The organism is Actinospineispora eucalypti (genome assembly GCF_039543365.1).
GTDB classification, from domain to species: domain Bacteria; phylum Actinomycetota; class Actinomycetes; order Mycobacteriales; family Pseudonocardiaceae; genus Pseudonocardia; species Pseudonocardia eucalypti.
Genome location: NZ_BAABJP010000001.1, coordinates 340943 through 353627, shown reverse-complemented (window position 1 = coordinate 353627; position 12685 = coordinate 340943). Strand labels below are relative to the sequence as shown.

10 protein-coding genes are annotated in these 12685 nt (G+C 72.7%); 3 read left to right on the top strand and 7 right to left on the bottom strand.

All coding sequences use genetic code 11. The features are described from left to right. The first annotated feature begins 125 nt into the window (after window positions 1–125). On the top strand, window positions 126–1277 hold the full coding sequence (locus tag ABEB12_RS42030; RefSeq protein ID WP_185058608.1) for a transglycosylase family protein: 1152 nt from the start codon (window positions 126–128) through the stop codon (window positions 1275–1277). A 61-nt stretch (window positions 1278–1338) separates the two neighbouring features. On the opposite strand, the gene ABEB12_RS01685 is transcribed toward ABEB12_RS42030, so the two are convergent. From ABEB12_RS01685 to ABEB12_RS01675, 3 genes are all read right to left on the bottom strand, one after another. Further along, complete coding sequence (locus ABEB12_RS01685) at window positions 1339–2709, bottom strand: malic enzyme-like NAD(P)-binding protein (protein ID WP_185058607.1); 1371 nt, start codon at window positions 2707–2709, stop codon at window positions 1339–1341. A gap of 144 nt (window positions 2710–2853) precedes the next feature. After that, entirely contained in the window at window positions 2854–3459 is a 606-nt protein-coding gene (locus ABEB12_RS01680) for an NTP transferase domain-containing protein (protein WP_185061061.1), read from the bottom strand. Continuing rightward, a complete protein-coding gene (locus ABEB12_RS01675; protein ID WP_185058606.1) occupies window positions 3456–3632 on the bottom strand; it encodes a hypothetical protein in 177 nt (58 codons plus the stop codon). The genes ABEB12_RS01680 and ABEB12_RS01675 overlap by 4 nt, the downstream gene beginning before the upstream one ends. A 48-nt stretch (window positions 3633–3680) precedes the next feature. On the opposite strand from ABEB12_RS01675, the gene ABEB12_RS01670 reads away from it, so the two are divergent. Then, entirely contained in the window at window positions 3681–5951 is a 2271-nt protein-coding gene (locus ABEB12_RS01670) for a helicase-associated domain-containing protein (RefSeq protein WP_185058605.1), read from the top strand. On the opposite strand, the gene ABEB12_RS01665 is transcribed toward ABEB12_RS01670, so the two are convergent. The 4 genes from ABEB12_RS01665 to ABEB12_RS01650 are packed head-to-tail and all read right to left on the bottom strand — an operon-like array spanning window position 5948 to window position 10599. Further along, a complete protein-coding gene (locus ABEB12_RS01665) occupies window positions 5948–6541 on the bottom strand; it encodes an ATP/GTP-binding protein (RefSeq protein WP_185058604.1) in 594 nt (197 codons plus the stop codon). The two genes, ABEB12_RS01670 and ABEB12_RS01665, sit on opposite strands and share 4 nt — an antisense overlap. Next, entirely contained in the window at window positions 6522–7088 is a 567-nt protein-coding gene (locus tag ABEB12_RS01660; protein ID WP_185058603.1) for a DUF742 domain-containing protein, read from the bottom strand. Before ABEB12_RS01660 ends, ABEB12_RS01665 begins: the two co-directional genes overlap by 20 nt. Beyond that, window positions 7085–7507 carry a roadblock/LC7 domain-containing protein gene (locus ABEB12_RS01655; RefSeq protein ID WP_185058602.1) on the bottom strand — a complete coding sequence of 141 codons (423 nt, stop codon included), beginning with the start codon at window positions 7505–7507 and terminating at the stop codon, window positions 7085–7087. The genes ABEB12_RS01660 and ABEB12_RS01655 overlap by 4 nt, the downstream gene beginning before the upstream one ends. After that, window positions 7504–10599 carry a nitrate- and nitrite sensing domain-containing protein gene (locus ABEB12_RS01650; protein WP_185058601.1) on the bottom strand — a complete coding sequence of 1032 codons (3096 nt, stop codon included), beginning with the start codon at window positions 10597–10599 and terminating at the stop codon, window positions 7504–7506. The genes ABEB12_RS01655 and ABEB12_RS01650 overlap by 4 nt, the downstream gene beginning before the upstream one ends. Before the next feature lie 332 nt (window positions 10600–10931). Between ABEB12_RS01650 and ABEB12_RS01645 the strand changes: the two genes are divergently transcribed. Further along, complete coding sequence (locus ABEB12_RS01645) at window positions 10932–12584, top strand: DNA repair helicase XPB (RefSeq protein ID WP_185058600.1); 1653 nt, start codon at window positions 10932–10934, stop codon at window positions 12582–12584. The last annotated feature ends 101 nt before the right edge of the window (window positions 12585–12685 follow it).

Below are 12685 nucleotides of genomic sequence, written 5' to 3'. Positions count from 1 at the left end.
TCCTCGGCCCCCGAAAGAAGACGTCGGACAGGGCGGGAACGCCCAGCTCGCGCACCGGCGCGCGAAACGGGCAGCCGGACTCCCCACCGGCCGTATCCCGGGTGCGCGGCTGTCGGAGATTGAGTATGGCCGGATACCGAGGGCGGCATCGAAAACCGTCGTCCAACCCGGGTAAGACCATCGCGACCACCGCCATCACCGGTGTGGTCATCGGCGCTCCGTTGGCCACCGCCGGTCAGGCCTACGCCGCGTCCGACGCTTCCTGGGACCGCCTCGCCAAGTGCGAGAGCGGCGGCAAGTGGAGCACCAACACCGGCAACGGCTACAACGGCGGCCTGCAGTTCTCCCCGTCCACCTGGCGGGCCTACGGCGGCACCAAGTACGCCAACTCGGCCCACCAGGCCAGCCGCGAGGAACAGATCGCGGTGGCCGAGAAGGTCCTCGCCGAGCAGGGCTGGAACGCCTGGCCCTCCTGCTCCCGCAAGACCGGGGTGCGCGGCGAGTCGCACACCGTGCGCGCCATCACCGCGAAGAAGAAGGCCACGCCGAAGTCGATCGGCCGCAAGACCCTTACCCCGGACAACGCCGCCCGGCCGGTCACCCCGGGCTCCGACGTCACCTCCACGCTCACCGGCTCGAACACCACGCCCGGCCTGGCCACGACGCCCCGCGCCGACAAGTCCGGCACGCCGAAGATCGGCCGCCTGGAGGCGATGGACAGCACGCCGGCCAGCACGGACAGCGCCACCACGCCGTTCACGGCGATGCCGGTCACCTCGTCGGACCGCGACTCGTTCAGCCAGCGCACCCAGCCGGCCACCGCGATCACGCCGAGCGCGCCGACGCACCGCGCCCCGACGGACGCGGCCACCGAACGGGGCACCCTCTCCGCACCGACCGAGCGGGGCACGCTCGGGGCGCCCGCCGAGCGGGGTACCTTCACCGCGCCGACCGACCGCGCCGCGGTGGCCCCGACCGCGCCCACCGCGCTGCCGCTGGCCGAGCCCAGCCGGCCGAGCCAGTCCGGGCGGCAGATCGTGCCCGAGTCGAACAACACGCCGGCCCCACTGGCCCAGTCCCCGACCGGCCGGACACCGGCCGCGCCGAAGGTGGCCAAGACCCCGCGCACCTACCAGGTGCAGGAGGGCGACAGCCTATCCTCCATCGCCAAGGAGCAGAAGGTGAACGGCGGCTGGGAGTCGGTCTACAAGTCGAACGAGAGCGAGCTGGGCGGCAAGCACACCGTCAAGCCGGGCCAGAAGCTCGAACTGGACTAAGCAAGTCGCGTGTCGTGAACCCCGGGTGCAAGGCAGACCCGGGGTTCACGAGTATCTGGACCTAGGCGGCCCCACGCACCGCGCGAGCGACCTCGGTGGCCACCGACAGGTCGAACACGCTGGGCACGATGAACGACGGATTCGGCTCGGAGACCACCCGGGCGATCGCCTCGGCGGCGGCCCGCTGCATCTCGTCGGTGATGTCGCCGGCCTGCGCGTCCAGCAGGCCGCGGAACACGCCGGGGAAGGCCAGCACGTTGTTGATCTGGTTCGGGTAGTCCGAGCGGCCGGTGGCCACCACGGCGGCGTACCGCTGGGCGATGATCGGGTCGACCTCGGGATCGGGGTTGGCCAGCGCGAACACCACCGGGTCCGGCGCCATGGAGGCCAGCTCGGCCTCGCCGAGCAAGTTCGGCGCGGAGACGCCGATGAACACGTCCGCACCGACCATCGCGTCGGCCAGCTTGCCGGACCGGCGCTCGGCGTTGGTGTGCTCGGCGATCCACATCAGGTTCGGGTCCAGCCCGGGGCGGTCCGGGTGCACGATGCCGGCCACGTCCACCGCCAGCACGTCCTTCGGCTGTTCCGGCAGCATCAGCCGGATGATCGCCGAACCGGCGGCACCCACCCCGCACACCACCACCCGGCACTCGGACAGCGGCCGGTTCACCACCCGCAGCGCGTTGCGCAGCGCGGCCAGCACCACGATCGCGGTGCCGTGCTGGTCGTCGTGGAACACCGGGATGTCCAGCGCCTCGCGCAACCGGGCCTCGATCTCGAAGCAGCGCGGCGCGGCGATGTCCTCCAGGTTGATCCCGCCGTACGCCGGGGCGATCGCCTTGACGATCCGGATGATCTCTTCGGTGTCCTGGGTGTCCAGCACGACCGGCCAGGCGTCCACCCCGGCGAACCGCTTGAACAGCGCCGCCTTGCCCTCCATCACGGGCAGCGCGGCGGCCGCGCCGATATTGCCCAGGCCGAGTACCGCGGAGCCGTCGGTGACCACGGCGACCGTGTTCCGCTTGATGGTCAGCCGGCGGGCGTCGTCCGGGTTGGCCGCGATCGCCCGGCACACCCGCGCCACCCCGGGGGTGTATGCGCGGGAGAGGTCGTCGCGGGTGCGCAGGCTGACCTTCGGCGACACCTCGATCTTCCCGCCGAGGTGGACCAGGAAGGTGCGGTCGGAGACCTTGCGCACGTCGACGCCCGGCAACGCGGCCAGCGCTTCGGTGATCTCCTGCGCGTGGTCCTCGCTCATCGCGTTGCAGGAGAGGTCGATCACGATGCGGTCGGCGAGCGAGTCCACCACGTCGAAGGCGGTGACCACCCCGCCCACGCGGCCGACCGCCGCCGCCAGGTCGCCGGCCGTGCTGGCCGTCGGGGGCGCGGACAACCGCACGGTAATCGTGTAACCAGGACCAGGTACGGGCACCCGCACAGCTTAGTCCGAGCGCCTACCGATTCCGCGCCGCGCGCGTCCGGCAAGTCCCGGGCAGACGCCACCTTCGAGCCGACCCCTCCGACCCGAGGTTCCACGCAGAGCCATAGTGAGGCGGAGAGTGCCCGAGGAACGCTCTCAGCTTTCCGATGACGGGTGAGGCGAGAATGCGCGCAGCGCCTCGGGGGTGTCCACGTCCCGAGGGTCGGCCAGGTCGCCGCATTCGACCAGGCGCAGCGCGGGATGGCCGGACAGGTAGTCACGCGCGCCGGCGTCGCCCCGGGCGGCGGCCGCCACGGCCGGCCAGTGTGCGCGGCCGAGCAGCACCGGGTGACCCGGCCGGGCGTGGTAGGCCGCGCGGGCCAGCACGTCCGGTCCTTCGTCCGCACAAGCGGCCAGACGGGCGATCGCCGGCGCACCCACCCCGGGCAGGTCGACCAGGTGCACCAGCGCGGCCGGGGCTGAGACGTCCCTCAGCGAGGCCAGGCCGGCGCGCAGCGAGGCGCCCATGCCCTCGGCCCAGTCCGGCGCGATCATCGGTAGCGCGTCCGGCGGCAGCAACGGGGCCACCCGGTCGGCGGCGGCGCCCAGCACCACCACCAGCGGGGCACAGCCGCCCTCGCGCAGCGCGTCCAGCGCGCGCAGCACCAGCGGCCGGCCGGCCAGCTCCACCAGCGCCTTCGGGCCGCCCATCCGGCGGCCGGCGCCGGCGGCCAGCAGCAGCCCGGCCGCGGAGCCGCTCAGCGGTTGATCTCGGTGACCGGGTGCTCGTAGGGCACGGACGGCAGCGGGAACTCCAGGTCGCCGAAGGGCGACATCGAGCCCTGCACCGGCGCGGCGAGCTCGCTGACCGGGTGCTCGCCGTCGGCGTGCTCCGGCCAGCTCGGGTCGATGCGTGCGGAACGGGTGTTGCCCACCGTCTCCTCCTGGTCAGTCGCGATCGGGTTCAGGCTACCGTGGACAGGATGGCCGGCACCTCCCTCCTCGACTGGCTGCGCGCGCAAGACGACGCGACCCTCGCCACACTGCTGCGGCTGCGCCCCGACCTGGGCGTCCCGCCGCCCTCCGACCTGACCGTGCTGGCCACCCGCGCCGGCGTGCGGGCCTCGGTGAACCGCGCGTGCGAGGACCTGGAAACGCCCACCCTCGCGGTGCTGGAGGCCTTGGTGGTCGCCGGCGCGGAAGCCGAGCCGACCGGTGCCGCACGGATCGCCGAGCTGTTCGGTTCGAGCATGCCGAAGCGACGGCTGTCCGCCGCGCTGGGCCTGTTGCGGGAGCGCGCCCTGGTCTGGGGCGGGGACGAGGAGCTGCGCCTGGTACCGGCCGCGCTGGAGGTGGTTTCCCGCTACCCGGGCGGGCTGGGCCGGCCGGCCGAGTCGGTGTCCGACCCGGCGAAGCTGCGCGAGCTGCTCGCCGACACCCCGGCCGACGAGCAACGCGTGCTGGAGGCGCTGGTCGCGGGCCCGCCGATCGGCCGCAGCCAGGAACCGGGCGCGCGGGTGATCCAGCGGCTGATCTCCAGGGGGCTGCTGCTCCGGGTGGACCCGAGCACCGTCGAGCTGCCCCGCCAGGTCGGCCTGGAGCTGCGCGGCGCCGCACCCCTCCGCTCGCTGGTCCCGGCGGAACCGAAACTGGCCACCACCCGGCCCGGCGCGGAACGGGTGGACGGCACGGCCGCCGGCGCGGTGCTGGAGCTGCTGCGGCACGCCGAAACGCTGATCGAGGCCTGGGGTCACGAACCCCCGCCCGTGCTGCGTTCCGGCGGCCTCGGCGTGCGCGACCTGCGCCGCGCCGCGCGCGACCTGGGCCTCACCGAGCCACAGACCGGGCTGCTGGTCGAGGTACTGGCGGCGGCCGGGCTGATCGCCGACTCGGAAGCGGCCGGCGGCGGCGAGTGGGTGCCGACCACCCAGGCCGACCTGTGGGCCGCCGGCGGTCCCGAGCAGCGCTGGCTGGCCCTGGCCCGGGCCTGGTTGGAGCTGCCGCGGTTGCCCGGGCTGATAGGCCAGCGCGACGACGGGGACAAGGTGCTCGGCGCGCTGTCCGAGGAGCTGCGCCGCCCGCTGGCCCCCCGGGACCGCCGCCGCGTGCTGAACACGCTCACCGAGCTGCCCGAGGGTGAGGGCGTGGTGGACCCCGAGGCGCTGGCCGCCGTGCTCACCTGGCGCGCACCCCGCCGGGGCGGGCGGATGCGCGACGCCCAGGTCACCTGGACCGTCGACGAGGCCACCCTGCTCGGACTGGTCGCCCTGGGCGCACTGACCGGCCCGGGCCGCGCCCTGCTGCGGTCGGCGGACACCGGCGACACCGCGCCGGTGCTCTCCGCGCTGCGCCAGGCGCTGCCCGAACCGGTGGACCACGTGCTGCTGCAGGCCGACCTGACCGCCGTGGCCCCCGGCCCGCTGCGCGCCGACGTGGCGGAGGAGATGGCGCTGGTCGCCGACGTGGAAAGTTCCGGGGCCGCCTCCGTGTACCGGATCACCGAGGCCAGCCTGTTGCGCGCGCTGGATGCCGGCCGCGCGCCCACCGAGCTGCACCAGCTGTTCGCCACCCGCTCGGCCACCCCGGTGCCGCAGGGGCTGACCTACCTGATCGACGACGTGGCCCGCCGGCACGGCCGGGTGCGCGGCGGCACCGCGCGCTCGTTCCTGCGCGCGGACGACGAGGTGCTGCTCACCGAGGTGCTCGCGCATCCCGGGTCGGACGACTGGGAGCTGCGCCAGATCGCGCCCACCGTGCTGATCAGCGAGCTGCCGCTGGCCCAGCTGCTGGACGGGTTGCGGGCCGCCGGCTTCTCCCCGGCCGCCGAGGCCGGCGACGGCACCGTGGTGGACCTGCGCCCGCGCGGCCGGCGGATCAGCGCCAAGCCCCGCGCGGCCGCGCGCGCCGACCTACCCGCCCTGGACGAGAACCGGCTGAGCGCACTGGTCGCCTCGATCAGGGCCGGCGAACGCGCCGCCACCATGCGCCCCACCGGACCGGCGCACACCGACGCGGACACCAACGGTGCCGGCAACACCCTGGAACTGCTGCGCGGCGCCGCCCGGGAACGCCGAAGCGTGTGGATCGGCTACGTGAACTCCCTCGGCGTGGCCAGCCGGCGGATCGTGGAACCGGTGAGCGTGGCCGGTGGCGTGCTCGAGGGCTACGACCGCCTGCAGGGCGACCTGCGCCGCTTCATGCTGCACCGCATCACCTCAGCGGTGGTCATGGACCCCGAAACCGAGGCCCACTAGCGAGCCTTGGCCAGCCGGGCCCGCATGGCGTGCTCGACCAGCGAGATCAGCGCCGTCTTCGTGGAGTCCCGGTCCCGGGCGTCACAGCTCACCATGGGCACGTGCGGGCCGATGGCCATCGCCTCGCGCACATCCTCCAGGTCGTGCGCGAGCACCCCGTTGAACCGGTTCAACGCGACCACGTAGGGCAGCCCGCGATCCTCGAAGAAGTCCACCGCGCCGAAGCAGTCGGCCAGCCGGCGGGTGTCCACCAGCACCACCGCGCCGATCGCGCCGCGCACCAGGTCGTCCCACATGAACCAGAACCGGTGCTGCCCGGGCGTGCCGAACAGGTACAGGATCAGGTCCGAGTCCAGGGAGACCCGGCCGAAGTCCATGGCCACCGTGGTGGTGCGCTTGTTCGGGATGTGCCCGAGGTCGTCCACCTCGGCACTGGCCTCGGTCATCACCGCTTCCGTGGTCAGCGGCACGATCTCCGACACGGAGCCGACGAAGGTGGTCTTGCCGACACCGAAACCACCGGCCACGACGATCTTCGCGGACGTGGTTGCGGTGGTGGCGACACCGGCGCTAGAGACGGCGGAGTCCACTGAGCACCCTTTCCATCAGGGCGAGGTCGGGGACGTCGCCATTGCCACTGACCGTTGAGTGCACCGAGACCAGCCCCAGGCCGGCCATGTCACCCAGCAGAACCTTCGCCACGCCCAGCGGCACGCCCAGCAGGGCGGCGACCTCGGCGACCGAGCGGGCCTGCTCGCACAGTTCGGCGACCGACCGGTGCTCGAACGGCAGCAGCACCAGCTGCTCGCGCCCCCGCGAGCTGGTGGACACCAGGGTTTCGATCTCCAGGTGGTAGCCGGTGGTGGTGCGTCCCCGGGTCCACGCGTACGGCCGCACGGCGGAGGACGCGGTGTCCTCGTACCGGGCTTCCTCCGGCGCGTCGAGGTAGCCGGCCGGCGCGAACTCCAACGGGTCCGGCGGCGGCACCGGCTCGACCGGCGTGGCGACGACTACCTGCTCGACCTCTTCGTCTTCCTCCCGGCGCCGCTTGCGACGCCGGGAGGACCGGGTGCTGTCGAAGCTGAACCCGTTCATCACGTCCGCGAACGACGGCTCCGGACCGTCGGGCCTGGTCATCTGCCCAGCGAGCCTTGCAGCTCGGCGCGCAGCTGCGGTGTGAGGATCTGGCCGACCCGGTCCACCAGCAGCGTCATCTCGTAGCCGATCAGCCCGATGTCGCAGGTCGGCGAGGCGAGCACGGCCAGGCATGAGCCGTCGCTGATGGACATCAGCAGCACGATGCCGCGTTCCATCTCCACCACCGTCTGCACCACGCCGCCGGCCTCGAAGCAGCGCGCCGCGCCCTGGGTGAGGCTGACCATCCCGGACGCCACGGCGGCGAGCTGGTCGGCGCGGTCGCGGGGCAGCCGGGAGGACGCGGTGAGCAGCAGCCCGTCGGCCGACACCACCACCGCGTGCGCCACCCCCGGCACTCGTTCGGCGAAGTTGGTCACCAGCCAGCCGAACCGGCTCGGTTGGCTCTCTACCGTGGTCACGTCGTCTCCTCCCGGTCGCCTTCGCGCGCGTGCCGGCCGGCGTCATCAGTCCCGTCGGCGGCCGGATCGTTCGGATCGGGGGTCAGCGACTCCCGCCCCTGGCGGACGCCGCGCTGGTAGCTGGCCAGCCGGCCGCGGATCTGCTCCGCGCTGCGGGCGGGCACCGCCGCCGGGGCGGCCGGACCCGACTCGCCCGACGAGCCGGAGCCGCCGGTCGAGATCAGGTTGGCCTTGGGCGCGCGCTTGGGGAGACCGGCCTTGGTCATCTCGGAGTCCGCCGGCTTGCGCGGTTCACGCACAACCGGTTCCGAGCTGCCCCAGTTCAGCTTGGCGTTGGCCGCCGGGTCGACCTCGTCGTCGCCCATCTCGTTCGCCCTGACGTCCTGGAACCACGCCGAGGCCATCTCCTCGAAGATCGGCGAGCCGGCGTTCCGCTCGCGGATCTGCCGAGCGGTCTCCGTCGGGTCCGGGCGGAAGCCCTGGTACGGCGGAAGGGGCGGCAGTTCGCCGCCCGGCCGGCGGGGCGGCCCGCCGTGCGGCCGGCCGGGCGGGCGTCCGTTGGTGGGAGCGCCCTGCCCGGGGCGTCCGGGCGGGGGCGGAACCGACCGGCCCGGTGGCGGCCCGGACCGCCCGGGCGGGCCGGAGTGGTTCCCCATCGGCAACGGCCCGGACTGGCCTCCCGCCATCGGGCCGGGCTGGTTGACCGGCATCGGGCCGGACTGACCGCCCACCGGCTGACCGGAGTGACCGGAGTGGCCGGGCTGACCCGGCTGACCCGCGGTCATGGAGCCGGACTGGCCGGTCGACAAGGGCGGAGCCGGCTGGCCGGGCGGCACCAACGAGCGCGTGCCGTCGCTGTTGCGCGCGCCGAGGGCCAGCCCGGCGGTACGCCGGGGCAGCCCGCCCTCGTCGTCCGCCGGCCCGGAACCGTTCGTCGGGGCCCGGTGGGCACCGTTCACCCTCGGGGAACCGTTGACACCGGCACCGTTCGCCGGGACCGCGAGCACACCGCCGCTGGACGTCGCCACCCGCGCGGCCGGCACCCTCGGGTTCTCCGGCATCCCACCGGCGATCGCCGCCGCCGGGCGTCCCTCGACGCCCGGTTCCGGCGCCGCGGCGTGGGCCGGCTCGGCCGAGGACTTTCCCACGGTGACCAGCCCGGCCGGCACGGTCACCCGGGCGGTGACCCCCTGGCCCGACGGGGCGACGGCCAGCTCGACCTTGATCTCGTGCCGGGCGGCCAGCCGGCCGACCACGAACAGGCCCATCCGGCGGGACGCGGAGACGTCCATCGTGTTCGGGCCGGACAGCCGCTTGTTGGCCGAGGTGAGCTCCTCCTCGGTCATCCCGACGCCCTGGTCGGCGATCTCCACCAGCACCGACCCGTCCTTGGCCCGGGTGCTGGTGACGACCACCTGGGTGTCCGGGGCGGAGAAGTTGGTCGCGTTGTCCAGCAGCTCGGCGACCAGGTGCACCATGTCACCGGCGGCCCGGCCGAGCAGGTCGGCCGCCGGCGGCGGCTGCACCACCACGCGCTGGTACTGCTCGATCTCCGACACGGCCGCGCGCAGCACGTCCACCGTCGGCACCTGGGTCGCGGACCGCTTGGCCACGTCGCTGCCGGAGAGCACCAGCAGGTTCTCGCTGTTGCGCCGCATGCGGGTGGCCAGGTGGTCCAGCTGGAACAGGTTGGCCAGCTGGTCGGAGTCCTGCTCGTTGCGCTCCAACTGCTCGATCAGCCGCAGCTGCCGTTCCACCAGGCCCTGGCTGCGCCGGGACAGGTTGACGAACATCGAGTTGACGCTGGTCTGCAGGGTGGCCTGCTCGGCGGCCAGCCGGACCGCCTGCCCGTGCACCTGGTCGAACGCCCGGGCCACCTGGCCGATCTCGTCGATGCTGTTCACCTTGACCGGCGCCACCTTCACGTTCGGCACCTCGCCGGCGCGCATCGCGCGGACCGCCTTGGGCAGCCGGCGCTGCGCCACGTCCAGCGCGGTCTTTTGCAGCTCGCGCAGCGGCTTCAGCATGGACCGGCCGACCAGGAACACCACGGTCGCGGCGGCCAGCAACCCGAGCAGCAGGACCACCGAGTAGATGCCGGCGGCGTCGCGCTGCGCCTCCTGCTGGGCGTGGCTGATGCCCTTGATCTCGTTGCGCAGGCCGGTTTCCGAGGTCCGCATTTCCTCAAGTACGGACTTGGAAGCCTGGTCCCAGCCGCTGGGGTTGATGCCCAGCGCGACCGTGCCGCGCGGGCTGACCCGGCTCATCGCCTGCTGTTTCATGGCCTGCCGCTGGTCGTGCCCGCCGCTGGTGGTGAAGCTCAGGTAGCGGGACTGCTGCTCGGCGGTCAGCCCGGCCCGGAACTGGCCCACCGAGGTGGACAGCCGGGCGTCGGTGGCGCGCATCAGATCCGCGTCCCCGGGCAGCATGCCGCCGCGCAGCGCGGCCACGCCGATCACCGTGTGCTGCAGTGCGACCTGCTCGCGCGACATGGTCAGTGCGGACAGGCCGGCGGGCAGGCCGGCCAGTGCGGGCGTGGCCAGCTGCCGGTTCATCGAGTCCTCGAAGCCGAGCAGCGCCTCGATCGGGCCGGTGTACTGGCCGATCACCGCGCCCGGAGTGATCGCCGGCTTGGCGTCCGTCCCGCTCGAGCGGTCCCGCTCGCCGGCCGAGGTGACGGCCTCGCGCACCGCGGCGAGCCGGTCCACGCCGGTCCTCACCAGCCGGTAGGCGTCGACGGTGGCGCCCGGCATGGTGGCCGGGTCGCCGACGGCCTTGTTCAGGTCCTCCAGCGCGCTGTCACTGGCCCGGACGGCGTCCCCCACCGCCGAGTCGTCCGGCGCGGCGGAGTCCTCCTCGGAGTTCGCCTCGGACTCCGAGGCCCCGTCCCTGGGCTCCGGCGCGCCGGCACCCTTCTGCACGAACAGCGCCGAGGTGTACCGCTCGGCCTGCAGCCGGTCGATCGCCGTGGACGCCTTCTCCTGCAGTACTACGTACCGGTCCAGCCGGGCCAGGTCGTTCGCCTCGTGCGTGCGGTCCGCGATGCGGAGCGCGCCCAGCACGAGAGCCAGCAGCGTGGGCACCAGGAGCACCGACGCGAGCTTGACCGGGAGGCTCCAGTTGCGCGGCTGTAACCGGCTTGGACGGTCCGTTGCCGTCTTTTTCGTCACCGATTCCTCCCGACACGCCCACCTAGATCAAAATGACTGGTGGGCTCCCCCGAGGTGCGAGTATGATCTTCTTGGCCGGCGTGTGTGCTAATGAGGGCGCGAAGTATAGCCACACGTTAAGAGCGCCCTAACAACCGCGGCCCATCATCCTTAAGGGCAAACACTATTTTCGCTGCGTATCATGGGTAGAGCGCCCGGCCGCTCCCCGACCAGGCGAAGTTAGCCAAGCCATACCCGCCAGGAAAGGATCGTCGGTGCCCGACGGACCCCTGATCGTCCAATCCGACAAGACTCTGCTGCTCGAAGTGGATCATCCGGACGCCGCCGAAGCGCGCGCCGCGGTGGCCCCGTTCGCCGAGCTGGAGCGCGCCCCGGAGCACGTGCACACCTACCGCGTCACCCCGCTGGCACTGTGGAACGCGCGCGCCGCCGGGCACGACGCGGAGCAGGTGGTCGACGCGCTGGTCCGCTTCTCCCGGTACGCGGTGCCGCAGCCGTTGCTGGTCGACGTGGTGGACACGATGAGCCGGTACGGCCGGTTGCGACTGGTCAAATCGCCGGCGCACGGGCTGGTGCTGGAGTCGTCGGACCGCGCGGTACTGGAGGAGGTGCTGCGCCAGAAGAAGATCGCGCCGATGTTCGGCGCCCGGCTGGATGACGACACCGTGCTGGTGCACCCGTCCGAGCGCGGTCACCTGAAGCAGGCCCTGCTCAAGGTCGGCTGGCCCGCCGAGGACCTGGCCGGATACGTGGACGGCGAGGCGCACGCCATCACGTTGCGTGAGAACGGTTGGGCGCTGCGTGACTACCAGAAAGAGGCGGTCACCGGCTTCTGGGCCGGCGGGTCGGGCGTGGTGGTACTGCCCTGCGGCGCGGGGAAGACCCTGGTCGGCGCGGCAGCGATGGCCGAGGCCCAGGCCACGACTTTGATCCTGGTCACGAATACAGTGGCCGGTAGGCAATGGAAAAGAGAGTTGATCGCCCGGACATCACTGACCGAGGAAGAAATCGGCGAGTATTCCGGCGAGCGCAAAGAGATACGCCCCGTGACGATCGCCACCTATCAGGTGATGACCCGTAAATCAAAAGGTGAATACCGTCATCTGGAACTATTTGACTCACGGGATTGGGGCCTGATCGTTTACGACGAGGTGCACCTGCTTCCGGCACCGGTGTTCCGGATGACGGCGGACCTCCAGTCCCGCCGCCGGCTGGGCCTCACCGCCACCCTGGTCCGCGAGGACGGCCGGGAGGGCGACGTGTTCTCCCTGATCGGCCCGAAGCGCTACGACGCGCCATGGCGGGACATCGAGCAGCAGGGCTGGATCGCGCCGGCCGACTGCGTCGAGGTCAGGGTCACCCTGACCGAGGCCGAACGGCTGTCCTACGCCACCGCCGACGCGGACGAGCGCTACAAGTTCGCCGCCACCGCGCGCACCAAGCTGCCCGTGGTGCGCGCCGTGCTGGATCGCCACCCCGGCGAGCCGGCCCTGGTCATCGGCGCCTACCTGGACCAGCTGCACGAGCTCGGCGCCGAGCTGGACTGCCCGGTGGTGGAGGGCTCCACCAAGAACAAGGAGCGCGAGGCACTGTTCGACGCCTTCCGCCGGGGCGAGATCCCGCGCCTGGTGGTTTCCAAGGTCGCCAACTTCTCCATCGACCTCCCCGAAGCGTCGGTCGCGGTCCAGGTCTCCGGCACCTTCGGCTCCCGCCAGGAGGAGGCGCAGCGCCTGGGCCGCCTCCTCCGCCCCAAGTCCGACGCCCGGCAGGCCCACTTCTACTCGGTCGTCTCCCGCGACACCCTGGACACCGAGTACGCCGCCCACCGCCAGCGCTTCCTGGCCGAACAGGGCTACGCCTACCGCATCGTCGACGCCGACGACCTCCTAGGCCCCGCCATCCCCTAACCACCCCCAAAACCCCCATGTCGCGGATTTCACCGGGTCATGTCGCGGGTTCCGGCACGCTGTGTCGCGGATTCCGACACACGGCGGAAGGCGGCCGACCG

Bases quoted from the DNA above. Each gene is read 5' to 3' on its own strand.
- ABEB12_RS42030 (WP_185058608.1), top strand. From the start codon at position 126: ATGGCCGGATACCGAGGGCGGCATCGAAAACCGTCGTCCAACCCGGGT.
- ABEB12_RS01670 (WP_185058605.1), top strand. From the start codon at position 3,681: ATGGCCGGCACCTCCCTCCTCGACTGGCTGCGCGCGCAAGACGACGCG.
- ABEB12_RS01660 (WP_185058603.1), bottom strand. From the start codon at position 7,088: ATGACCAGGCCCGACGGTCCGGAGCCGTCGTTCGCGGACGTGATGAAC.